Raw genomic sequence first — 23,585 nt, forward strand, 5'->3', positions numbered from 1 at the left:
CATATCCAAATTTTAAGATTTTCGATTGTTAAGTGTTGAAGGGCCAAAATTTGAAATAAAAATTAATCAAAAAATTCACTAGACATGCTATTTGATTTTGAATTGATAAAATCTGTTTACGAGAAGATGCCCGAAAGGGTGAATAAAGCCAGAAATGTTCTTGGCAAACCACTAACTTTAAGTGAAAAAATATTGTATTCACACTTATCTGTTGAAGAAAAAGGTGAAAAATTTGAAAGAGGAGTAGATTACGTAAATTTTGCTCCAGATAGAGTCGCTATGCAGGATGCTACTGCTCAAATGGCTTTGCTTCAGTTTATGAATGCAGGTAAAGCAAAAGTAGCGGTTCCATCTACAGTGCATTGTGATCATTTAATTCAGGCATCAATAGGAGCAGAAAAGGATTTAGCTGATGCTAAGGATCAAAACAATGAAGTATATAACTTTTTGGAATCTGTATCTAATAAATATGGTATTGGATTTTGGAAACCAGGAGCTGGTATTATACACCAGGTAGTTCTTGAAAACTATGCATTTCCTGGAGGTATGATGATTGGTACCGATTCGCATACTGTAAATGCAGGAGGATTGGGTATGGTAGCCATTGGTGTTGGAGGAGCTGATGCGGTTGACGTGATGGCAGGAATGCCTTGGGAGCTAAAAATGCCCAAGTTAATTGGCGTAAAGCTTACAGGTAAATTAAGCGGATGGGTTTCTCCTAAAGATGTAATATTAAAAGTGGCTGGTATTCTTACCGTAAAAGGTGGTACTGGTGCAATTGTAGAATATTTTGGCGAAGGTGCAGATGCCATGTCATGTACTGGTAAAGGAACCATTTGTAATATGGGTGCGGAGATTGGTGCTACCACTTCTATTTTTGGTTACGATCAGAATATGAGTAACTATTTGCGTCACACAGGTCGTGAACAAGTTGCAGATTTGGCTGATGTAGTGATGGAGCATTTGCGTTCGGATGAAGAGGTTTATCAGAATCCAGAAAAGTATTACGATGAGTTGATTGAAATTAATCTTTCAGAATTGCAACCTTACATTAATGGTCCATTTACACCTGATTTGGCTCATGAATTATCATCTTTTGCCAAAGCTGTTAAAGAGAATGATTATCCACAGACTTTGGAAGTTGGTTTGATTGGATCTTGTACCAATTCATCTTACGAAGATTTATCGAGAGCAGCATCACTTGCAAAGCAGGCAAAAGATAAAAACCTTAAAGTGAAGGCCGAGTTTGTAGTAACTCCAGGTTCAGAATTAGTCCGTTATACAACGGAAAGAGACGGAATCCTGAAAGAGTTTGAGGATATTGGAGGTGTGATCATGGCCAACGCTTGTGGTCCTTGTATTGGACAATGGAAACGCCATACTGATGATCCTACAAGGAAAAATTCCATTATAACTTCTTTTAACAGAAATTTTGCAAAAAGAAATGATGGAAATCCAAATACGCATAGTTTTGTAGCTTCGCCTGAATTGGTAACGGCTATGGCTATTGCCGGTGATTTGTGTTTCAATCCAATGACTGATACTCTGATTAATGAAGATGGAGTAGAGGTGAAGTTGGATGAACCAACAGGATTGGAATTTCCCCCAAATGGATTTGATATGAAGGATTCTGGTTATCTGGCTCCTCAGGCAAATGGTTCGGAAGTCGTGGTAGATGTGAAACCGGATTCGGAACGTCTTCAGTTATTGGCTCCTTTTGGAGAATGGGATGGTGCGGATTACAAAGGATTAAATCTGTTGATAAAAGCCAAAGGAAAATGTACTACAGATCATATTTCTATGGCTGGTCCATGGTTGAGGTTCCGTGGTCATTTGGATAATATCTCGAACAATATGCTGATTGGAGCTGTTAATTATTTTAACGAAGAGACCAATTCCATTTTCAATCCGGTGAACGGTACTTACGACGAAGTTCCTGCTACAGCAAGAGCGTTAAAGGCTAAAGGAGTAGGTTCTATTGTAGTTGGCGATGAAAACTATGGTGAAGGATCATCAAGAGAACATGCAGCAATGGAGCCGCGTCATTTGGGTGTTAAAGCGGTTATCGTGCGTTCTTTTGCTCGAATTCATGAAACCAATTTGAAAAAACAAGGTGTATTGGCACTGACATTTGCCGACAAAACGGATTACGATAAAATTCAGGAAAAAGATCAGATCGATATTAATGGTTTAACCGATTTTACTCCTGGACAACCATTAACACTTGTTGTAACACATGAAGATGGTACAAGCGATCAAATTGTTGCGAATCATTCGTACAACAAGGTTCAAATTGAGTGGTTTAAAGCAGGAAGTGCACTGAATTTAATCAGAAAACAAAACAACTAAAACAATAAACATTTCATAATTCTGGAATCAATTACCCCACTTGATTCCAACTCTAAAGTATAGACCATATGAAGAAAACACTAAAACATACTTTGTCTGAAAAGATTGAAGAACACAGACCAAGAACGAAACGCCTGTTAAAAGAATATGGAGATGTGGTTGTAGATAATGTAACCGTATCTCAGGTGATTGGAGGAATGAGGGGATTGAAATCACTGGTTACTGATATTTCTTATTTAGATCCTGAAGAAGGTATCCGTTACAGAGGATATACATTGGGAGAAGTAATTGAAAACTTACCAAAACCCAAAGGTGGAACAATGCCTTATGTAGAAGGTTTGTTTTATTTACTGCTAACTGGAGATTTTCCTAATCAGGAAGAGGTAATGCAGGTGGTAGATGAATTTAGCAAAAGAAGAATTGTTCCTCGCTATGTTTATGAGGTAATTGACTCTTTCCCATGTTGCAGTCATCCAATGGCAATTTTCTCTACTGCAATTTTAACACTGAATCGTGAATCGGTATTCAATCGCCAATATCATGCAGGTTTGAATAAAAAAGATTATTGGGAAGCTACATATGAAGATGCGCTAAACCTATTGGCTAAACTTCCGGAAATTGCTTCTTATATCTATAACAAATTGTATCGACAAGGACCAAGAATTCAATCAAACCCTAACTTGGATATGGGAGGGAATTTTGCTCACATGATGGGAATTGATTCTCCTTATGATGATGTGTCTCGTCTTCACTTTATCATTCATAGTGATCATGAAAGTGGTAACGTTAGTGCTCATACAGGTCATTTGGTAGCGAGTTCCTTATCTGATATCTATCTGTCAATATCAGCAATGATTAATGGTTTGGCAGGACCTCTTCATGGTTTAGCTAATCAGGAAGTGTTAAGATGGCTGCAGGATGTGATGGATAAGATGGGTAATAAATTGCCTACCGAAGATGAGATGAAACAATTTGTTTGGGATACTCTAAATTCAGGACAGGTAATTCCAGGTTTTGGTCATGCGGTATTGCGTAAAACAGACCCTCGTTACATGTTGCAGCGAGAATTTAGTTTAAAGCATCTACCCGATGATCCAATTTTCAAATATGCAGATTTACTTTACAATGTAGTGCCTCCAATTTTGAAAGAGCATGGTAAGGCGAAAAATCCATGGCCGAACGTAGATGCTCAGTCAGGTGTAATCCAATGGCATTATGGTGTTACCGAATATGATTTCTATACGGTTTTATTTGGTATCGGTAGAGCTATTGGTATTTGTGCCAATATTATTTGGGATAGAGCATTAGGATATCCTCTGGAAAGACCTAAATCTATTACAACTGATATGCTTGAGAAAATAGCTGGTATTAAAAAAGAGGTAGTAGAAACACAACAAAGTTAAACGATTATAAAACAAGGCAGAAAGCTGATTTCAATTTATTGATTTCAGCTTTTTTTTATAAAAAAACTGTAAAAAAGTCTGGTGATAACTTTTTTACAGTTTTGAAGCAAAAACTAACAATATGGAAAAGTTCCAATAAATACGATTTAATAAGTGGGAAATACTTCAAATCCTACTAAACTCTAACCCTTACCTAAACAATGTAGGATTTGAAGTATATTTCGCAGTTGAAAATTAAACTACCTCTCTACTCACTCACAATGATTGTATGGTTAAACATTGTGATTTCCCTTTCACATTACAAATATGGTTTCTTTTGTGACAGAAAAATAGATTGAATTTACCCAAACTGCTCTGTTTATATACTCAAAATGCAATGGGTATTTTACGCCATAGGAGACATAAGTAAAGGTAAAGTTTAATGAGGTTGTATTGTAGGTAAGAAAAAAGCCAATCTTTTTATGACTTGTAAAGATTGGCTTTTGTATGGTTTATGATTCTGTTTTTATCAGAATACTCTTAATTTCTCCTTCTAATTTTTCCAGATCTTTGGAGACTTGATTTTTCATGTCATTGTACTTATCTGAAAACTTTTGAGAAAGGCCTTTATAGTAATCTACACCACTTAAAAGATTTTTCTTAAATCCTTCGAGAGATTTAACTTGCTTAGGAATTGGATTCTTGATTTCCGATACTTGCTCTTTTAAGTAATCGTAATACAAATTCAATTCTTTAATAAACATGTGAGGCCTGTCTTTTCTATCGATCAAATTGGTACGATTGTAAATGTGATCAATCATTTCCTTTAGCTTCACCTTTTTAGTGAAATATGCAAGGTTTGGCCCAGGACAAATTGAAACACCATCACCATCTTTCTTCGTATCAATGTCATTCACCAAATAGGAAGCAGTGGATAATCCCTTACACAAGCAAGTTTTTTGAAGTAAAAGATTTATCTCCTTCTCAAGTTCTTCTTTTGGTAAGTTTTGTTCTCTTAAGTGAGCTAACTTTAACTTCTGATACTGTCGAGAAGCGGTACAAATTGGTTCCTTGGTAAACTCAGTGTTTGCAATCATGTATCGCTTGGTACAAGGACTTCCTGGTTTATTTTGCTTCAATCTGTCCCAAACATCGGCATCTCTTGTGTTGCTATTCAAATTATTGAATCTTACTCCTAGAGGAGAAGCGTGACTTAGAGACAGATCTTCTTCATTGGCTTTTTCAAGCAATGACAATGTTTTTTCATCAACATCGCAAGCTTCTGGAACCATTAAAAACGGAGAACCCCAGCCAATTGAATCCAAATTGTATTGCTGCATTAGGAATTCATGTTCTTCTGCAGTTCCTACACCTCCCTGGGCGGTAACTTTAATACTTAGTGGCTCGGAAGGAACAGTTTTTCCCTTTTCTTTTAAGGTGTCAAAAAGAACAGGATTAAGACTATCTCTTAGTTCATCTCGCTTCTCTTTGAACTCCTGCAAAATAGGCCCCATCAAAAAACCATCAGTGGCAAATGCGTGCCCACCACAGTTCAAGCCTGATTCAATTCGATATTCCGAAATCCAGATTCCCTTTTTGGCAAGAAAGCGTCCTTGAATTAGAGCCGATCGGTAATCGCTCACTTTCAGAACAATTTTTTTCTTGATATATCCATTTGTATCTGGATAGAAATCATCGAACTGCTCAAGGTAGCCATACAAACGTGGGTTCATTCCAGCAGAAAGGACCATGGAGCTCTCCAGGTTACTCATCGCAAATCCACGAAGAGCTGCATGGGCATCATTGAATTCTACAGGTAAATCTTCACCTTCATATTGGTTTCCTTTGTCTAATTTGGTCATGATATTTACATCAATAGACCCAAGAGGAAGGTTATTGCTTAACCATTCTTTTGCTTCTTTCACATAAGGATTATCAGCAAATTTTTCTTTGAACTCTTTCTTTACTTCCGAGAAATCAGGTAGTAGGTCAAGATATTCTTCTAATTCTTTTCCTTTATCCTGAATTGATTCTTTAAGATTTTCAAACTTCTCCTTCACCAAATTATCTAGTAAATTTAGATAAGATGTAATTCTTTCTGCACGAAAATCTTTGGTCTTTTCTGTAATAGGCTTAAAAGGAAGACTTAATTTCTTACAGTACATTTCTCGCATTTTCTCTACAAGAACATCATCTACGATTGATACTACCGAAGAAATTCCCAAATGAGCCACTTTTACAGGAGTATCCACTGTAAATCCTGTACCCATAACAGGAATGTGGAAACTATGTCCTAAAATTTTACTCATGAATTGTTTTTATTGATTTAATGATACTTTAGCAATGTTATGCATTGACTTTTTTATCGTGTGGCAAGTTAGATCAAATAGCCATCAAATCAAAGATAATTCAAGAGAAAGTGCTTCATATTAAAGTTAAAGCTTATGAAAGTTGAATAAGAAGTGTTGTGATGTTTTTCAAAAAATAAATTAATCCTTAAAATAATTCGAATTGTTGTGAATCATTGCCTAAATCAATACCTTCTATTTGTAATAGTTTGGCTTTAATATCAAGTCCTCCAGCATAGCCTGTCAGTTTTCCATTTTTACCTATTACTCTATGACATGGAATGATTATTGGAATTGGATTTTTTGAGTTGGCCATTCCAATTGCTCTACAAGCATTGGGTTTTTCAATGGAATTGGCGATGTCTTGGTACGATTTGGTTTCTCCAAAAGGAATTTCTTCCAATTCTTTCCAAATTTGTTTTTGAAAAACCGTTCCATCTGGATCCAATTGCAATTCAAATTGAATTAGTTGATTATTGAAATAGGCAAGGAGTTGTTCTTTTGCCTCTGAAAGTTTCTCAGTACTTTGTTCCCAAGTGCTTGAAATTTCGAAAGGTTTCAATTGATCTTCAAAAAGAATCTTTTTCAAGCCTTTATCGCTCGCTAAAAGTAACAGGTCTCCAATTGGAGTGTTGATGATATCGAAATAGAGCATATGCTTTTAATCTTCAAATTTAAGAATCAGCCAATAATCCTTTAACTACTACCGATGAAATGAAACAACCAAACAAAGGAGGCATGTATGAAATGGTTCCTACATTTGATTTTTTGTTTCTGCTTTCATCCAGAATCACTGCATCTTTAGAAACATCTTCAGGAGAGAATACTACTTGTACTCCTTTGTATAGACCAAGTTTATGAAGGCGTTTTCGTAGCATGCGAGCCAATTTACAATTGTATGATTTTGATATATCGGCAATTTGAATCTTACTTGGATCTGTTTTGCCGCCAGCACCCATTGCACTTACAATTTTTAAATTGTTTTGCAGACTATGGTAGATCAAGAAAATTTTTGGGGCTAGTGTATCAATGGCATCAACCACATAATCATATTCCTCTTCCTTTAATACTTCAATCATTCTATCATCTTTAAGATATTCATTAAGAATTCTTAGGTCCAAATTAGGATTGATATCTAAAAGACGAGCTCCCATTACCTCAGCTTTGTCTTTGTTCACATTTGATGTTGTTGCTGGTAGTTGTCTGTTAATATTCGATGTGTCAATGGTATCGCCATCAACAATGGTCATTTTTCCTACTCCGGCACGACAGATCTGCTCTGCTGCATATGCTCCAACTCCTCCTAATCCAACCACAAGAACATGCGAATTCTGTAATTTTTCTAGTTTTTCACTTCCCAATAACAGATTCGTTCTGCTCAACCACTCTTCACTCATATTTTAAAAACACTTTAGGTAATTTAATAGAATTTGCTTTTTTAATACTTCAATATCAATTCCTTTTATTTCTGCCGCTTTTTGATAAATTTTTCTAATATCGATTTGCTTATCATCAGTTTCTAGAAATATTTTTTCCAAAGGGATTTCACGAAAAACGCTTTGAAGTTTTTCGTTTCTTAACAAGTTTTCTCCAAATGAAAGGAAAAATCCAAACTTTAATAAATCCTTTGCCAATTGCAAGCTCTTATTATAGCCATGAAAAACCCATGCAGTTCCAGTGTCGTTTTCTTGTTTGATTCTAAGAAGCTCTTCTTGAGATTTAACGCAGTGAATAATTACTGGTTTTTGCTTTAATTTGGCCATTTGAAGTTGTGCGATAAAAACCTTTTCTTGAATGGAAATATCTGTATCCATCAATTTATCAAGACCAATTTCACCAATGGCTATGTTATTCTTGTCGGCAGTTAATACTTCTAAATAGTTATCTATAGAATCGATCTCTAATTTTTCAATGTCCCAAGGATGTATCCCTTTGGAATAGGCTTGATCTTTATTCAATTCAATTTTAGATTCACCAATATTCATATTAAAAATAGAAAGGATTTCTGGATCCGAATCCACTTGATGTGTATGAATATCTATGTAAGGAATTGATGCCATATTTATGAATTAATAAACGCAAAAATAAGAATATTGCATGGTAAGCCAAAGTGAAGAGAATATGTGATAAATAAAATTTTTAATAAGCTTTTAATTATTTGAATGTTGCAATTACTTCTGGCTGCAATTCGTCAAAAATGTATGAAAAAATCACTGAAAGCCTTGTTTAATGGTAGATTCTTGCTTACTTTGCAAGTAGAAACAGAACGTTCTTTGCATATAGAATAAAAGCATTCCGCATTAATTAGCGATTGTTAAACTCAACAGTTATCACATACCGAGAAAGCAACATGCTTGCAAAAGCAGGCCCCAACCTTCGGGTTGCTTCGGCACAGGGGAAACTTGACCAAGCAGGCACTCAAATCCTGTCGTACAGGAGTTTAAAATCCCATTAATTAATGCGGTTTTTTTATGTCCTTTTGTGTGATTTGCTTTAAATAGAATTGCTTTCTACCTGTTTCAATTTATAGTTGGTACCTTTTTCTTCAAAATTGGGTTCCAATACTTCCCAGCATATTAATTTTACAAGAATTCGCTCCGCTTTATATCTGCTTATTTTCGCCAGTTTGCAGAATTTATTCAAACTAATGTTTTCATTAATTTTTAGGTGTTCCAGCAGTAAACTTTCAGTTTTGGTATATTCCAGGTAAGTGCCAGTTGGTTTCGATTTGCGTTTCCAAACTTCCAGGAGAATTCGGTTTGCTAGTTTATTTTCATCATCTTTTCGTACGTATGCCAGCCACTTTCCATTTTCATTTTGTGCATAATGGGGCATATTACTTGATGGTTCTATTGTAATTTCAAGTACATTTTTACCATGAACGGTCCAAACCTTACTTTCAAATTCGATTTTAGGTTTGGAATACATTTCAGCTGCAGCCTGAATCATATGAAACTCTTCATCAACCTTGGTTCCAGCAATTTTTCCATTGTCTTTAACACCAATAAGTAGTCTGCCTCCATCGGTATTGGCAAAGGCTGATAATGATTTGGCAATTTTTCGTGAATCGGTAATGCAAAATTTGAAATCTTGCTGTTGGTGTTCGCCTTCACGAATCAGTTTTTCTATATAGTGAACCATAATCAAAAAACTTTAACGGTTCGTAATATCTAATAAATTAATTAAGCGATTATCCAAAAATAATCTTCATTTCGCAGCGTTGACAGTTGAATTCCAACTTGTAGCGATTTTTATTATCGACCAAAAACAGTGCCTGATTTTTCTTTTTTTCTGTCTTGGTTAGTTTTTGGCACATTCCAAACTCATGACGCAAACAATGCTTGGTAGTCATGATGGCTTTACCTGAATGATTTTTTTGTAGTTCGAATCCTTTTTCGATTTTTTCCACTCCGCATTTATGATAGAACTCTTCGGCCTTGCAATTTACCACATTTCCCATATAAGTTAATTCTTTTGCAGGATATTGTGGATGAGCGATAAGTAATCTGTTTTCTTCCTGTTTTGCAGCTTCTATTCTAATCTGTGTTAATTGTTCCAAGCATTGTCTGCGCAGATCATTTAATCTCTTGGCTTGGATAAAAGGAACTCTCTCAAAGTTGATTTCGATATTGTTGATTTCAAAGATAGAATCACCACTTTTTTGAAGTTGCTTTTTGATATTGCTTAAAGCCAATTCTTCATTTTTTGCACTTTCAAAGTCTTCCTGAATTTGAATATTTGCTGAGATTTCATCTTCATCAATCGCAGTAAGATTTACACACCCATCGAAAATATCCAGGTAGAATTCAACGCCAATTTTTCTAATGGCATTGTCCTTTTTCAAAAGCTTCGCAAATTTATGATCGTTGTTACGAAACAAGCTAACTCCTCTCTGAAGCATGCCCATGTCATTGGGAAAAATCTTGTTTCCTTGAACGCCATTTACCTGAAATCCTTTTAAGAGCTTGTTTTTGTTGAAGAAACAAAGTCCATCACCATTGTGTAGTTTAAATTTGCTATCAACAACAATGTGATCTTTTTTCACTTCTCTGATTTTCCCAATTTCTTTACCCATCGATTTTGGCGTATGGAAATTGGCAATTTCAGGAATTCTTCCCGTAAAAAAGTAAGGAGTATAACCACGATTAAAAGTAACATCAGGATCGGGTTTAAAACCAGGCTTTATTGTTCCCGATGAAGCTTGTTCGTACTCCCTTTTCTTATTAAATATTTTATCCAAAGATTGTCGATAGTGGCTCGTAACATTCTTTAGGTAAGAACTATCTTTTAATCGGCCTTCAATTTTTAAAGAACAAATCCCAGCGTCTACAATTTCACTTAAATGATCAGTCAAATTCAGATCCTTTAGAGACAGAAGGTGTTTATCCTTGGCGATTACTTTTCCCTCATCATCAACCAAATCATATTTCATACGACAAGCCTGACTGCATTCCCCTCGATTTGCTGAACGTCCGCCAATAGCATGGGAGAAATAGCATTGTCCACTTAACGAAACACAAAGGGCACCATGTATAAAATACTCCAGCTCTACACTTGTATTTTTTCTAATATTTTTAATCTCTTCAAGAGATAATTCTCTTGCAAGAATGATTCTTTTGAATCCAACTTTCTCTAAAAATTGAATTCTTTCTAAATCGTAGTTGTGAGTTTGGGTACTGGCATGCAATTCGATAGGAGGTAAATTCATTTCCAGTATTCCCATATCCTGAACAATTAGAGCATCCGCACCCATTTCATGCAATTTATGAATTAACTTTTCAGCCTCGTTTAACTCATGATCGTACAGAATGGTATTCATGGTAATAAATACTTTAGCCCAGTATTTATGAGCATATTGTATTAGTTTACCAATATCTTCCAGAGTATTTCTGGCAGCAGATCGTGCACCAAACTTAGGTGCTCCTATATATACGGCATCGGCTCCATAATTTATAGCTGCTATTCCTGTTTCCAGGTTTTTAGCAGGAGCCAGTAGTTCAATTTTCTTCATGCTTATCGCTAATTTCAAACGAAGATACAAAGCAATGTTGAAAGCACTCAACATTCTTCCAGCTTATTTATTTGATCTATGAAAATAGTTCTCTTAGGATTTTAATTAAGAATTTTTTAAGAAAACTTTTTTCAGATGAATCGTTCTTATTTATATCTTGTATAAATAAAAATAATAAAAGAATATGACTAAAAATACATTGCTTAGCGATTTCTCTATGGGAGATTTGAAGCTAAAAAACAGGATGGTAATGGCTCCAATGACAAGAAATAGAGCTGGTGAAGGGAATGTCCCAACTGAATTAATGGCTGAATATTACAGACAACGATCAGGTGCTGGTTTAATCATTACCGAAGCAAGTCAAATTTCTCCTCAGGGAGTTGGATATCCGGCAACACCTGGAATATATTCCAAAGAACAGGTAGAAGGATGGAAGGTGGTTACCAATGCAGTTCATGAAAAAGGAGGAAAAGTGTTTATTCAGTTGTGGCATGTGGGAAGAATTTCTCATTCGGATTTTCACAATGGACAATTGCCCGTGGCACCTTCAGCCATAAAAGCGGCCGGACAAGCTTTTACCTATGAAGGATTAAAAGATTTTGAAACACCAAGAGTTCTTGAATTGGAGGAAATCAAAAAGATTATAACAGATTTTAAAATTGCAGCAGAAAATGCAAAAGAGGCAGGTTTTGATGGAATTGAAATTCACGCTGCCAATGGATATTTAATTGATCAGTTTTTGACAGACAAAACCAATCATAGGAAGGATGAGTATGGCGGTAGTATTGAAAATCGAGCTCGTTTTTTATTCGAAGTGTTGGATGCGGTTTGCGAGGTTTGGCCAAATAATCGAGTAGGAGTCAGGTTATCGCCAAGTGGTTTATTTAATGATATGGGTGATTCTGATCCAAGAAGCTTGTTCACCTACGTAATAGAAAACCTTAATACATACAAGCTGGCTTATTTGCATTTAATTGAGCCGTTGATGCCAATTGAAGAATACCCACAATTGGTTCAGGATGTAGCTACTGAGTTTGGCAAGTTGTACCAAGGAATTAGAATGGTAAATGGTGGATTTTCAAAAGATAGTGGAAATAAGGTCATTGAAAACAATATTGCCGAATTGGTTTCTTTTGGAGTTCAATATTTGGCAAATCCGGATCTGGAAAAGAGATTTGAATTGGATGCAGAATTAAATTTTCCAAACCAGGATACTTTTTATGGAGGAAATGAGATTGGATATACAGATTATCCGAGTATGAAGTAAAAATAAAATAGCGGCAGTTCAAACTTGAACTGCCGCTTTATTCTAATCATTTATTTCGATAGAATATTCTGCTGAGAATTTCTTTCCCGGTTCTAATTTCTGTAACAACTCTTTGCTTGAAAACTCTCTGTTGGTATCAGCACTGTCTGCAATTCCAATCCAAGGTTCGATGCACACGTATGGCGCATGTGGTTTTGCCCATAGTCCTAGATAAGGAAAATCATCAAAGTGCACTTTCAATTCAAAATTGGATTTCTTGCATTTTAAGCTTACTGCTGAAGATTTTAAGTTTTTCAATATTAAGGCATCGTTGGCAAAGATCTTTGGATGAAGATTAATGATGTTTGAATTGTTTAAGACTTGTTTGCCTTCAGATCCAATTAAACCACCGTCGGCCAAATTCCAGGTGTTTAGCGTTTCGTTTTGCTCGAATTCCAAATAGTAATCGCTGTACTCTTCACCATTTTTCAATTGATAATTGAAGGCTGGGTGTCCACCTAAATTGAACAACATTTCATTGTTTCCGGTATTGGTAATCTCATGAACGATATTCAACTTATTTGCTTCCAGAATGAAGTGAATTTTGAACTCAAATTCAAAGGGATATATTTTTCGAGTATTTTCATTTGAAGATAGAATGAAAGTCAGGCGATCTTCACTTTTTTCAAATAGTTTTACATCTGTATTGTTGCGAACAAATCCATGTTTAGGCATGGCATATTCTTTACCTTCATGATTAAATGCATTTTCTTTTAGACATCCGATAATAGGAAATAGGTTAGGAGCGTGGCTTCCCCAAATGTCAGGATTTGCTTGCCAAATGTATTCGGTTCCATTTTCAATGGATTGTATGCTGCATAATTCAGCTCCTTTTTCAAGAACACTTACCTTTAGGTGATCATTTTGTATGGTGTGTTTCATTTTATTCTGTTTGATGCATAAAAAATGCCACTAGTAAAACTAGCAGCATATATTATAAATTGAAAACTTCTATATCATTTTAATGTCTTCTTTCTTTAGCCAGCCTTCGTTTCCATCACTTAACTGAATGTTTCTCCAATCTCCCAATTGATCAATTACTTTAACCTTGGTTCCTTCGTGTAAAAGGAATAGTTCTGTACCGCTCACATCTGGTGAACCTTTAATGGTAACGCTAGGGCTAAAAATAATTGCATACTCACGATTTGTAATTTCATCGGTTCTGGTTGATGCAAAGGAGTAACTAACAATGCTTAGTAATAAACTGATTCCTGCGAAAAAGAAACCTAGTTTTTTTAATCCAACTTTGTTGCTGTACAAGTAGAAACATGCAAATAGCAAGCACAAAAAGAATAATCCGATGGACAGGTATGACCATAAATCTGCTGAGAAAGCATTTCTAATTCCTGAAAACCATCGCTTAATGAATAATTCTGGTAATACTTCCAGCTTGTCTAAAATATGAGCCTGAGCCATTTTTAAATTGTACTCCACATCTTTGTCTTGAGGTGCAAGAAGTTTGGCTCTCTCGTAGTTTAAAATTGCAGGTGCAATTTCTCCTGTTTTGTAATATGAATTGGCAAGATTGAAGTAAATCTCAGGAGCTTCGATATGTGTTTCCAATACGAACTCGTATAATTTAATTGCCTTTTCGTATTCTCCTTTTTGGTAAAAATCGTTTGCTTCACGAATAGGATTATCCTGCGCCTGAGCGGCAGAAACAAATAGCAAAGCAATAAGGATATATAATAATTTCTTCATTTCTATTCTATTTTACTAGATGCTCTTTTCTAATTTGGTTATGGTATCCATCGTTTTTTTGTACAATTCATCCATTTCAGATGATCCTGAAGAAGGAGCGTAGCGTGCGAACTCACAAGTATCCAAAATATTCAGGAAGTCTTGGATTAGTTCATCTTCTACATTCTTTCCTTGTAGAATTTCAGTAATGTTTTCCTTGTTCAAATCAGCCAACGGAAGGTTCAACTTATCAGAAGTATAACCCCAAAGAGCTTTTAATATTTCATCGTAGAATTCTTCTTTCTTCTGTGCTTTTAAACTTGCCGAAGCAGCTTTCAATCTCTTCATGGCAACTCGGTTGGCACGTTTGTTTTTAACACGAGCAAGGTCTGCATTCTCTTTAATTCGTTTTCTGTTGAAAACAAAGGCAAGAATGAATACCAAAAATGGAATTACATAGGCAAGGTAGAAATTGGTGGTACCAAAGAATACTTGACCTTTCAATCTTGGAGTAAAATCATTGGTTTTGATAAAACGAATGTCCTTCCCTATAAACTTCACATCTTCTTTCGAGAATGAACTGATAACAGCACTGCTTGCATCACCACTTCCTTTTCCAACTTTAATATTGAATTTTGGTGTTGATCGGGTACGGTAAATTCTAGCTTTAGGATCAAAGAAACTAAAGTCTACCGGAGGAATTTCATAATTGCCAGCATGACGAGGAATAATCAAATATTCAAATGTGGTCGATCCTGTCATTCCTTTTGCAGTACTCTTTAAATCCTGGTTGGTTTTAGGATCATAAACTTCAAAATCTGCTGGGAAGTCAAATTCCGGTGGGTTAATTAGTTTCAGGTTACCATTCCCCGAAATTTTAACTTTTAAAGTGATTGCTTCATTTGCTTGAAGAGAATCTTTATCAACATTGGCTGACATTCTAAAGCTACCAACTGCTCCATCAAAACTTGCTGGTTTGTTGGCAGGAAACTCTTTCACACGAATGGTAACAGGTTTACTTTTTCTTGGCACACGAATGTCCTGATAGTTATCAAAGAAATCATCAAAGAAGCCTCTGTTACCACTTGATCTGCGTTGACGAATGATGCATTCCAATTCAAATGGATCTATGGTAATGTTACCTGTATGCTGAGGGAATAGAATCAATTTACGGATTACACCAGTATTGTAAATGGTGCCATTCACATTTTCTCTTTGCAGAGAAATTTGTCCTGGTGTTGGAATTTCTTGGCTCAGAAATCCATTGAACGAAGGAAATTTTGAATCACCAAATCCAGCAATGTTTAAACGAGTATAAACTTTAATGGTAGCAACAACATGTTCGCCCATGTAAACGCTCTTGCGATCCACATCCACCTTTACAAACAAGTTGGCCTGTGTAATTTTATTGGCAGCAGCCTGTGAAGATTGATTGCTTTGATTGTTTTGAGGTTTTTCGTTGGCTTTAACTACTTCTATACTCACCGAATTGGAGCTGAACTCATAGCCTTTTACCTTAATTTTGGCTGGGTTTACTGTGTACTTCCCTTCTTTTTCAGCCAGTAATACATATGTGTAGGTATAGGTAGTTGACGAACTCCATTTCCCATTGATGTACTGAGAGCTGGAATTGCGAGAGGTAGAAGGCCCCATCAAAACTCTAAAGCCTGATAAGGAAGGCAACTGAATGTCCTTGGCTTTTTCGTTTACCGTATAAACCAATCGAAATTGTTCGCCCACTTCAACCACGCGAGGTGCTGCAGCCGTAAATTTAACTTCTTCTGCAAACGAGGCAGAAGTAATGAATAATGTTGCTAATAGTAAGAAAAATATTTTCTTCATCCGTAATGTTCTGTTTTTCAGATGTATTTATTTTGTTTTTTCTTGATGAAAAATCTCGCACAAATGTACTTATAAATCATCAGTTAAGACCATGATTGAACAAGCAATTACCAATCCTTTTTGATTTTGGTCTTTTTCGCTTTCATTGCTTTGGCTTTGGCTTTTTGAACTTTCTCCTGAACTTTTTTCTCATCGTTCTCTAAAGCCTCTAGCAAGCGTTTGGCATCTTCTTTCGAGATTTTAGGTTGTTGCTGCTGTTGTTTTTGCTTGTCTTTATCCTTATCTCCTTTTTCTTGTTGGTCTTTATTTTTGTTCTGATCCTTCTTATCCTGATCTTTTTTGTCTTGATCTTTCTTGTCCTGGTCCTTCTTATCTTGATCCTTCTTGTTCTGGTCTTTTTTGTCCTGATCTTTCTGATCCTTATTTTGATCTTTGTTCTGATCTTGTTTTTTCTGCTCTTCTTCCTGTTTCTTTTTCATTTGGCGAGCATATTCCAGGTTGTATTTGGTTTCCTGAGAATTTGGATTGTATCGCAAGGATTGCTTGTAAGCCTCGATACTTTCATCAATCTTTTTGCTTTCCAAAAGTGTGTTTCCCATATTGTGAAACAAGTGACCAAGCTTTTCAGGATCCTTTTCGTTAACAGCCAAAGTTTGGAACTGCTTTAAAGCTTCTTCGTATTTTTTTTGCTTGTACAATGCATCACCCAGGTTGAATCCAGCTTCGTAAGAATTGATTTTCTTATCCAAAGCTTTGCGGTATTCAACTTCCGAATTCTCAAATTTCTCTCCCTCAAAAAGTTCATTCCCCGAGCGAATAAACTTTCTTTCCTTTTGGGCTACTGCCTCCATGCTTAGAAGACAAATCAAGCTAATGAATATCAATAATACTTTTTTCATTTGTGTGGATTTGTATCGTTCTACTTCGATGGATTAAATAAATTAATGTCTTTTAAATGACGGTTCTTACGTTCCAAAACAAGGAATTCAATGAATAAAAGCAACAAACCGATTGCCAGGAATATCTGAAACTTTTCGTCGTATGCAGTATAAACCCTGGCTTCCAATTCTGTTTTATCCATTTTATTGATTTCTTTAAATAGAACGTTTAAACCCGTGGTTGTGTTGTTGGCAATTACAGCTTTTCCACCTCCGGCGGTTGCAATTTCCTCCACCATTTGCTGATCCAGTTTCGAAATCACAATGTTGCCTTCGTCATCTCGCCTGAAATCACTGGAACCAGCTCTCACAGGAATAGGAGCACCCTCAGGCGAACCCATTGCAATGGTATGAACAGCAATTCCCATCTCTTTAGCCATGCTAGCGGCTTGTACTGCATCATCTTCATGGTTTTCACCATCGGTAATTACAATAATGGCTTTGCTGGCTTCGCTATCTGGTGTAAAGCTTCTTGTTGCCAATTCAATGGCAGAACCAATGGCGGTTCCTTGTATAGGAACAATATCGGTACTAATGGAAGACAAGAACAGTTTTGCCGAAGCATAGTCCGTTGTAATTGGCAATTGGGTATAGGCTTCACCTGCAAAAACAATCAGACCTACTTTATCGTTGTTAAGCTTGTCAACCATTTTCGAAATGGCACGTTTTGCACGCTCCAAACGGTTGGGTTGAATGTCTTGTGCCATCATCGAGTTGGAAACATCCAATGCAATGATTACCTCAACACCTTTTCTTTTTATCTTCTGAAGCTTTGACCCAAATTGCGGACCTGCTACACCAATAATGATAAAGCTTAAAGCCAATATCAAAATTGAAAATTTGTAAACAGGTCTGGTAAATGATGCATAAGGCATCAAATGAGAGATGATGTTCATCTCACCAAATTTTTGCAAAGCTTTCTTTTTAATTACATGGCTTACCCAGTACAACACCACCAATATTGGTATGAGTACGAATAAGTATAGAAATTCAGGATGATCGAAACGAAACTGATCCATTTATCAATGATTTTCGGTTTATCAAATAATTACAATTAAGGAATGTTCCTTAAAATTGAATTGCGTAATGCAATCTCCAATAGCAAAAACAATGCGGCAAGCATCGCAAAGATTAAGAACTCTTCACTTTTGGTGCTGTATTGTTTTACTTCAATTTTACTTTTCTCAAGCTTATCGATTTCAGCATAAATTGCCTTTAGCTTGTTGTTGTCTGTTGCACGGAAATATTGTCCACCAGTCATTTCTGCAATCTCTTTCAGTACAGATTCATCGAACTTAACCGGCATATTTCTCATGCTGATACCAAAAGCCGTTTGCACAGGGTAGGGAGCAGTTCCTCTGGTTCCAATCCCAATGGTGTACACGCGAATGCCAAACGATTTGGCCAGCTCTGCAGCGGTTAAAGGTGCAATTTCACCTCGGTTGTTATCACCATCGGTAAGTAGAATTACCACTCTCGATTTTGCTTCACTGTCTTTTAATCGGTTCACCGCATTTGCCAGGCCCAAACCAATGGCAGTACCATCTTCAATCATACCACTTTGGATATCCTTGAACAGATTAATCAATACTGCATGATCGGTGGTTAGCGGACATTGCGTAAAACTTTCTCCACTAAAAATTACCAATCCAATTTTATCTTCAGGGCGACCTGTAATAAATTCTGTAGCCACCTCTTTGGCAGCTTCCAAGCGGTCTGGCTCAAAATCGCGAGCCAACATACTACTCGAAATATCCAAAGACATTACAATGTCGATCCCTTCGGTAATGGTATCCTGAAATTTGTTGCTCGACTGCGGACGAGCCAGTGCTATAACGATAAATGCTATTGCCAAAACACGAAATACAATTAGCGCATGACGCAAATAGTATTTGTAGGTTTTGGGAGCAGCATTAAAACTTTTTACAGTTGAAACCTGAATACTTGCATGTGCATTTTTGTCCTTCAGAATGTACCATACGATTACTGGTACCAGAAGCAACAAAAGGTAGAAATATTCCGGATTTGCAAATTCTATAGAACTCATAGTCTATTGTTTCAATGTTTACTTGTTATCCTCAGATTTATTTTCTTGTTCCGATTCTTCCTCTTTTTTCTCTTCTTCCTTTTCTACCAAAATAGTTGATTCAATAATTTGGTAGGCATATTTCAAACTTTGTTCGTTTTCGTTAGGAAGAGGTTGGAATTTTGCGAATTTAGCCAAGTCGGCGCGTTCAAGAACCTCTCTAAGATTTGCATGCCACTTGCTGTTTACTTCAACCGAGTTTACTGCCTCAAGAATTTCATCGGTAGTAGACTCTTGAGTAGACATGTTATATCTTTCATCAAGATAAGTTCTAATGGTATCCGTTAAATCTGAGTGGAACTGTTTTACTTTTCCTCCTTGCCATAATTTTTGCTGTTTGATCTCATCCAATTTCTTCAGCGCAATCACATGAGCTGGCTCAATTGGTTTTGATATTGCAAATAAAGGCTCATCTTTCTGACGGAATCTGAAATACCAGATTAGGAATACAATTAGTGCAAGTACCAGTAAACCTCCCAATAGCCATGGAGCAATTTCTGCAAATGATACTGGCGTTTGAATCGGCATTACGATGTCAAAATTTCCTTTTGTGGTATCAATTTGCATGGTTTTAACGCCCAATAGCAAAGTATCGGTACGCAAAATCTGATTTACGCTGCCATAAACCTGAAATTCGAAAGGTTTTAACTTGTATACACCGCCATCGAATGAGGTAATGGTGTAATTCTTATTCACCTTAATTACGTCATTGTCAAGTGCAGTAGTATCCTGAGGAGTTTGCTTTATAATTTCAACTCCATTTACAATGCTATCGGAAAAAACAGGGAAGCCAATTTTAAGCTCCTTTGGTTGCTCCACCGATAATTGCAAATTAATCTGATCTCCAATTACAATTACATTGGTATCTAGTTTTACTCCGTAATTGATTCCTCCATCGTTTTGTGCAAACGAATTGTGAGAGAATAATACCGAAGCAAATACCAAAGTAAAAGCAAAAGCCTTTGTCAGGAAGTTAATATGTTTTTTTATTTGATTTGCCATAGTTCTCAGTTACCTGATTTTAGTGTCCTCTGCGTTGGAATAAGTTGATCAGTGATCTTACGTAATCCTGATCGGTTCTGATGTTCGCCACATCCACTCCCGAACGCTTAAAAACTTCGGTGGTATTTTCTTCTTGCTTGCGCCACCACCCGGCATATTTTTCACGAACTTTTTTGTTCGATGTATCTACCCAGGAATATTCTCCTGTTTCGGCATCTTTAATTTTAATCAGGCCAATGGAAGGAAGTTCCGTTTCGCGTTGATCGTAAATTTTAAGTGCCACCACATCGTGCTTTTTGTTCGCAATGGTCAAAGCATTTTCATAATCCTTATCATCGATAAAATCTGATATCACGAAAGTGGTACAACGCTTTTTAATAGCATTGGTAAGGTATCGCATTGCATTGCTGATATCGGTACTTCGGTGTTCAGGTTGAAAATCGATTAACTCACGAATAATTCTCAGGATATGAGTTTTCCCCTTTTTAGGAGGGATAAATTTCTCGATGGTATCCGAAAAGAAAATCACCCCAATTTTATCGTTGTTTTGGATTGCAGAGAATGCCAAAACAGCGGCAATTTCGGTAATCTGATTCTTCTTCAGCTTCGACATGGTACCAAACTCACGGCTACCACTCACGTCAATCATCAACATTACGGTAAGCTCACGTTCCTCTTCGAACAGCTTAACGTATGGATTGTTGTAGCGAGCCGTAACATTCCAGTCGATGTTTCGGATATCATCACCATACTGATATTCGCGAACTTCGGCGAAAGTCATTCCTCGACCTTTAAACGCAGAGTGATACTCACCCGCAAAAATATTGCGGGAAAGACCCCTGGTTTTGATCTCAATTTGCCTTACGCGTTTTAATAATTCACTAGTCTCCATAAAATTTAATTACGAATTGATAATTACGAATTAAGAATTCTGTATTGATAATTAAGAAATACGTATGTGATATTATTCGTAATTCTTAATTGATCATTCGTAATTGATTACGGTACTTCAACAGTATTTAGAATTTCGCTAATGATATTTTCGCTGGTAATATTATTCGCTTCAGCTTCGTAAGTCAAGCCAATTCTGTGACGCAATACATCGTGAGCTACTGCACGAATATCTTCAGGAATTACATATCCTCTGCGCTTTATAAATGCATAGGCTTTAGCAGCAGAGGCCAAAGAGATACTTGCACGAGGCGATCCACCAAATGCAATCATTTCTTTGTATTTTTCCAATCCGTAATCTGCAGGGAAACGAGTTGCGAAAATAATATCAACAATATATTTTTCAATCTTTTCATCCATGTACACATCCTTAACCACATCGCGTGCTTTAATGATATCTTCTGGCTTTAAGATTTGTGATGCTTTAGGAAATGCCTTCAAAAGGTTCTGACGCATGATTAATTGCTCTTCCTCTTTTTTAGGATAGTTGATCACCACCTTAAGCATGAAACGGTCAACCTGTGCTTCAGGAAGCGGATAGGTACCTTCTTGCTCAATCGGGTTTTGGGTTGCCATTACCAGGAATGGTTCTTCCAGTTTATAAGTGTTGTCACCAATGGTAATCTGACGTTCCTGCATAGCCTCCAATAAAGCAGCCTGTACTTTTGCAGGAGCACGGTTGATCTCATCGGCAAGTATGAAGTTGGCAAAGATTGGTCCTTTTTTCACCACGAACTCCTCTTTCTTCTGGCTGTAGATCATTGTACCCAATAAATCGGCAGGCAAAAGGTCTGGAGTAAACTGAATACGGCTAAAGTCCGCATCGATAGTTGTTGAAAGTGTATTAATGGCAAGTGTTTTTGCCAAACCAGGAACCCCTTCCAATAGGATGTGACCATTGGAAAGCATACCGATTAAAAGGCTTTCAACAAGGTGTTTCTGTCCAACAATAACTTTGTTCATCTCCATAGAAATCATATCCACAAAAGAACTTTCTCTTTGGATACGCTCATTTAGCTCTTTGATATCAACAGTTTGGATCATAGAAATATTTATTTGTTTACTTAAATTTTGACATAAAATGTTCCGGTTTCCCGAAAAACCTCTACAAAGATAAATTTTTGAAGATTTTATAAAAGTTCTGGGCCGTTAAAAAGTGTTAACGTTTGGAATGAAGGTGCATGAAGAAGGAATGAACTGTTGATATAAATAAATGAGTAAATTACTGAATGGTTTTGGTTAGAGACGGGATTAATCCCGTCTGTACGGTTGAACTAATAGAAGTAGAGCCAAGACATGCCTTGGCTTTATCGATTATTGTGATTAGCCATTGTAGAGACAGCATTAATGCTGTCTTTAACATACACACAAATGCAAAGAGTAGAATTAATCTTGCTAGAATTAATAACATTTATAGAATTGTGTATTTTTGTCCCAGATTAAAGAAAAACTCTACGATTTGAACAAACGATATTTTATCAGGTTAAGCTATAAAGGCACAAATTATCATGGATGGCAGATACAGCCCAATGCAATTACAGTGCAGGAGGTGTTGAACAAGGCGCTATCTACCATTTTAAATTGTGAAATCAATGTGGTGGGTTGCGGTAGAACCGATACAGGGGTTCATGCCAGCGATTTTTATGCACATTTTGATGTGGATGAGCAAGTGACTTTTGATTGCGATAAATTAAGCTTTCGTTTGAATCGTTTTTTGCCTCACGATATTGCCATTAAGCAAACTTTCCGGGTGAGGGAAGAGGCACACACTCGTTTCGATGCTACAGCCAGAACTTACCATTACTTTATCACTAAGGAGAAGAATCCTTTTCGATTGGAATCGCACTGGAAGCTGGCTTACGAATTGGATGTGCAAAAAATGAATGAGGCGGCTAAAATTCTGTTTGAATTCGAAGATTTTACCAGCTTTAGCAAGCTGCACACTGATGTAAAAACCAACAACTGCAAAATCTACCAGGCAGAATGGAAGGATAATGGCGATGAGTTGGTGTTTACCGTTAAGGCCGATCGTTTCCTTCGCAATATGGTTCGTGCCATTGTGGGTACTTTGGTTGAGGTGGGCCGAGGAAAAATGAATCTGGAAGATTTCCGCCAGGTAATCGAAAGCAAGAACCGATCAAATGCTGGTTCATCGGTTCCTGGTCATGGATTGTTTTTGGCGGCAATAGATTATCCTGAATCCGTAAGGGATTTGTAAGACTCCTTTACATGACTTTGTTGTTTCGCAAAACCTTTTTGTTATTCCGTAACATTAGGTGATTAGTCCGTTCGTGAAAATAATCTTTCAGAACGGTATTTTACCCTTTCCGTTACAAAGGTGAGTATTTCCTTTATGCAAAGGAAGCAGTGATTGGGTGTGCGGAAGGGCTTCCCTCGTGTGCTGAAAAACCAAATTTGTGCGCGGAAGAACTTCCACTGTGTGCGGAAGGCTCACCTTTGCGTGCTGAAGAAGAAAATCGGCGTGCTGAAGGGGTATCTGGCTGTGCGGAAAGGGTACCTTGGTGTGCAGAAACAATTTCTTTCCGTGCGGAAGCTGATTTTTTGTCTGCGGAAAGGCTCCCGAATGAACGGAAGCTGACCCTTCCTAAAATAGCTTGACAGATTATTACTTAAATTTGGGGAATATTAGATTGATTATTCCCTAATAGGTACTGCAAATATATACTTAA

Annotated in this window: 19 protein-coding genes; 4 read left to right on the top strand and 15 right to left on the bottom strand. The window is 36.7% G+C overall.

Features of this window, described 5'->3' with window-relative positions:
• Window positions 1-84 precede the first annotated feature (84 nt).
• Both M0051_RS09485 and M0051_RS09490 read left to right on the top strand, forming a co-directional pair.
• Entirely contained in the window at window positions 85-2,349 is a 2,265-nt protein-coding gene (locus M0051_RS09485; protein WP_306741292.1) for an aconitate hydratase, read from the top strand.
• A 68-nt stretch (window positions 2,350-2,417) separates the two neighbouring features.
• Window positions 2,418-3,752, top strand: coding sequence for a citrate (Si)-synthase (locus tag M0051_RS09490; protein WP_306741293.1), 1,335 nt, complete (start codon window positions 2,418-2,420; stop codon window positions 3,750-3,752).
• Between the two features lie 491 nt (window positions 3,753-4,243).
• Here the strand turns inward: M0051_RS09490 and M0051_RS09495 are convergent, their stop codons facing one another.
• The 6 genes from M0051_RS09495 to M0051_RS09520 form a co-directional block, all read right to left on the bottom strand.
• Window positions 4,244-6,040: a hypothetical protein gene (locus M0051_RS09495; protein ID WP_306741294.1), complete on the bottom strand. Its 1,797-nt coding sequence runs from the start codon at window positions 6,038-6,040 to the stop codon at window positions 4,244-4,246.
• 187 nt (window positions 6,041-6,227) lie between these two features.
• The gene (locus M0051_RS09500; protein ID WP_306741295.1) at window positions 6,228-6,734 is read right to left on the bottom strand and encodes a methylated-DNA--[protein]-cysteine S-methyltransferase; all 507 of its coding nucleotides are present in this window, start codon (window positions 6,732-6,734) and stop codon (window positions 6,228-6,230) included.
• A 19-nt stretch (window positions 6,735-6,753) separates the two neighbouring features.
• Window positions 6,754-7,476 (bottom strand): tRNA threonylcarbamoyladenosine dehydratase, encoded by a 723-nt coding sequence (locus M0051_RS09505; protein WP_306741296.1) that lies wholly within the window; start codon window positions 7,474-7,476, stop codon window positions 6,754-6,756.
• 3 nt (window positions 7,477-7,479) lie between these two features.
• A complete protein-coding gene (locus M0051_RS09510; RefSeq protein ID WP_306741297.1) occupies window positions 7,480-8,139 on the bottom strand; it encodes a TatD family hydrolase in 660 nt (219 codons plus the stop codon).
• 433 nt (window positions 8,140-8,572) lie between these two features.
• Window positions 8,573-9,220: a helix-turn-helix domain-containing protein gene (locus tag M0051_RS09515; protein ID WP_306741298.1), complete on the bottom strand. Its 648-nt coding sequence runs from the start codon at window positions 9,218-9,220 to the stop codon at window positions 8,573-8,575.
• A 49-nt stretch (window positions 9,221-9,269) separates the two neighbouring features.
• Window positions 9,270-11,090, bottom strand: coding sequence for a U32 family peptidase (locus M0051_RS09520; RefSeq protein ID WP_306741299.1), 1,821 nt, complete (start codon window positions 11,088-11,090; stop codon window positions 9,270-9,272).
• Between the two features lie 184 nt (window positions 11,091-11,274).
• Here M0051_RS09520 and M0051_RS09525 point away from each other — a divergent pair, with 184 nt between their 5' ends.
• Window positions 11,275-12,357 (top strand): alkene reductase, encoded by a 1,083-nt coding sequence (locus M0051_RS09525; RefSeq protein WP_306741300.1) that lies wholly within the window; start codon window positions 11,275-11,277, stop codon window positions 12,355-12,357.
• A gap of 42 nt (window positions 12,358-12,399) precedes the next feature.
• On the opposite strand, the gene M0051_RS09530 is transcribed toward M0051_RS09525, so the two are convergent.
• The 9 genes from M0051_RS09530 to M0051_RS09570 form a co-directional block, all read right to left on the bottom strand.
• Window positions 12,400-13,278, bottom strand: a complete 879-nt coding sequence (locus tag M0051_RS09530; protein WP_306741301.1) for an aldose 1-epimerase family protein — start codon at window positions 13,276-13,278, stop codon at window positions 12,400-12,402.
• A gap of 69 nt (window positions 13,279-13,347) precedes the next feature.
• On the bottom strand, window positions 13,348-14,097 hold the full coding sequence (locus M0051_RS09535) for a tetratricopeptide repeat protein (protein WP_306741302.1): 750 nt from the start codon (window positions 14,095-14,097) through the stop codon (window positions 13,348-13,350).
• Between the two features lie 15 nt (window positions 14,098-14,112).
• Window positions 14,113-15,918 (bottom strand): BatD family protein, encoded by a 1,806-nt coding sequence (locus M0051_RS09540; RefSeq protein ID WP_306741303.1) that lies wholly within the window; start codon window positions 15,916-15,918, stop codon window positions 14,113-14,115.
• Window positions 15,919-16,025: 107 nt separating this feature from the next.
• Complete coding sequence (locus tag M0051_RS09545) at window positions 16,026-16,817, bottom strand: tetratricopeptide repeat protein (RefSeq protein WP_306741304.1); 792 nt, start codon at window positions 16,815-16,817, stop codon at window positions 16,026-16,028.
• Window positions 16,818-16,837: 20 nt separating this feature from the next.
• The gene (locus M0051_RS09550) at window positions 16,838-17,875 is read right to left on the bottom strand and encodes a VWA domain-containing protein (protein ID WP_306741305.1); all 1,038 of its coding nucleotides are present in this window, start codon (window positions 17,873-17,875) and stop codon (window positions 16,838-16,840) included.
• Window positions 17,876-17,910: 35 nt separating this feature from the next.
• Entirely contained in the window at window positions 17,911-18,903 is a 993-nt protein-coding gene (locus M0051_RS09555) for a VWA domain-containing protein (protein ID WP_306741306.1), read from the bottom strand.
• Between the two features lie 18 nt (window positions 18,904-18,921).
• The gene (locus M0051_RS09560; RefSeq protein ID WP_306741307.1) at window positions 18,922-19,944 is read right to left on the bottom strand and encodes a hypothetical protein; all 1,023 of its coding nucleotides are present in this window, start codon (window positions 19,942-19,944) and stop codon (window positions 18,922-18,924) included.
• Between the two features lie 19 nt (window positions 19,945-19,963).
• Window positions 19,964-20,725 (bottom strand): DUF58 domain-containing protein, encoded by a 762-nt coding sequence (locus M0051_RS09565; protein WP_306741308.1) that lies wholly within the window; start codon window positions 20,723-20,725, stop codon window positions 19,964-19,966.
• A 218-nt stretch (window positions 20,726-20,943) separates the two neighbouring features.
• Window positions 20,944-21,873 (bottom strand): AAA family ATPase, encoded by a 930-nt coding sequence (locus tag M0051_RS09570; protein ID WP_373568309.1) that lies wholly within the window; start codon window positions 21,871-21,873, stop codon window positions 20,944-20,946.
• Window positions 21,874-22,324: 451 nt separating this feature from the next.
• Here M0051_RS09570 and truA point away from each other — a divergent pair, with 451 nt between their 5' ends.
• Window positions 22,325-23,113 carry a tRNA pseudouridine(38-40) synthase TruA gene (truA, locus tag M0051_RS09575; RefSeq protein ID WP_306741310.1) on the top strand — a complete coding sequence of 263 codons (789 nt, stop codon included), beginning with the start codon at window positions 22,325-22,327 and terminating at the stop codon, window positions 23,111-23,113.
• Window positions 23,114-23,585 lie beyond the last annotated feature (472 nt).

It is taken from the genome of Marinifilum sp. D714 (assembly GCF_030851345.1).
In the GTDB taxonomy this organism is placed as follows: domain Bacteria; phylum Bacteroidota; class Bacteroidia; order Bacteroidales; family Marinifilaceae; genus Marinifilum.

Coding starts and splice junctions, on each gene's coding strand:
- M0051_RS09485 (WP_306741292.1), top strand. CDS start 85: ATGCTATTTGATTTTGAATTGATAAAATCTGTTTACGAGAAGATGCCC.
- M0051_RS09535 (WP_306741302.1), bottom strand. CDS start 14,097: ATGAAGAAATTATTATATATCCTTATTGCTTTGCTATTTGTTTCTGCC.
- M0051_RS09550 (WP_306741305.1), bottom strand. CDS start 17,875: ATGGATCAGTTTCGTTTCGATCATCCTGAATTTCTATACTTATTCGTA.
- M0051_RS09560 (WP_306741307.1), bottom strand. CDS start 19,944: ATGGCAAATCAAATAAAAAAACATATTAACTTCCTGACAAAGGCTTTT.
- M0051_RS09570 (WP_373568309.1), bottom strand. CDS start 21,873: ATGATTTCTATGGAGATGAACAAAGTTATTGTTGGACAGAAACACCTT.
- M0051_RS09495 (WP_306741294.1), bottom strand. CDS start 6,040: ATGAGTAAAATTTTAGGACATAGTTTCCACATTCCTGTTATGGGTACA.
- M0051_RS09530 (WP_306741301.1), bottom strand. CDS start 13,278: ATGAAACACACCATACAAAATGATCACCTAAAGGTAAGTGTTCTTGAA.
- M0051_RS09500 (WP_306741295.1), bottom strand. CDS start 6,734: ATGCTCTATTTCGATATCATCAACACTCCAATTGGAGACCTGTTACTT.
- M0051_RS09525 (WP_306741300.1), top strand. CDS start 11,275: ATGACTAAAAATACATTGCTTAGCGATTTCTCTATGGGAGATTTGAAG.
- M0051_RS09565 (WP_306741308.1), bottom strand. CDS start 20,725: ATGACTTTCGCCGAAGTTCGCGAATATCAGTATGGTGATGATATCCGA.
- M0051_RS09490 (WP_306741293.1), top strand. CDS start 2,418: ATGAAGAAAACACTAAAACATACTTTGTCTGAAAAGATTGAAGAACAC.
- M0051_RS09505 (WP_306741296.1), bottom strand. CDS start 7,476: ATGAGTGAAGAGTGGTTGAGCAGAACGAATCTGTTATTGGGAAGTGAA.
- M0051_RS09520 (WP_306741299.1), bottom strand. CDS start 11,090: ATGAAGAAAATTGAACTACTGGCTCCTGCTAAAAACCTGGAAACAGGA.
- M0051_RS09555 (WP_306741306.1), bottom strand. CDS start 18,903: ATGAGTTCTATAGAATTTGCAAATCCGGAATATTTCTACCTTTTGTTG.
- M0051_RS09510 (WP_306741297.1), bottom strand. CDS start 8,139: ATGGCATCAATTCCTTACATAGATATTCATACACATCAAGTGGATTCG.
- M0051_RS09515 (WP_306741298.1), bottom strand. CDS start 9,220: ATGGTTCACTATATAGAAAAACTGATTCGTGAAGGCGAACACCAACAG.
- M0051_RS09545 (WP_306741304.1), bottom strand. CDS start 16,817: ATGAAAAAAGTATTATTGATATTCATTAGCTTGATTTGTCTTCTAAGC.
- M0051_RS09540 (WP_306741303.1), bottom strand. CDS start 15,918: ATGAAGAAAATATTTTTCTTACTATTAGCAACATTATTCATTACTTCT.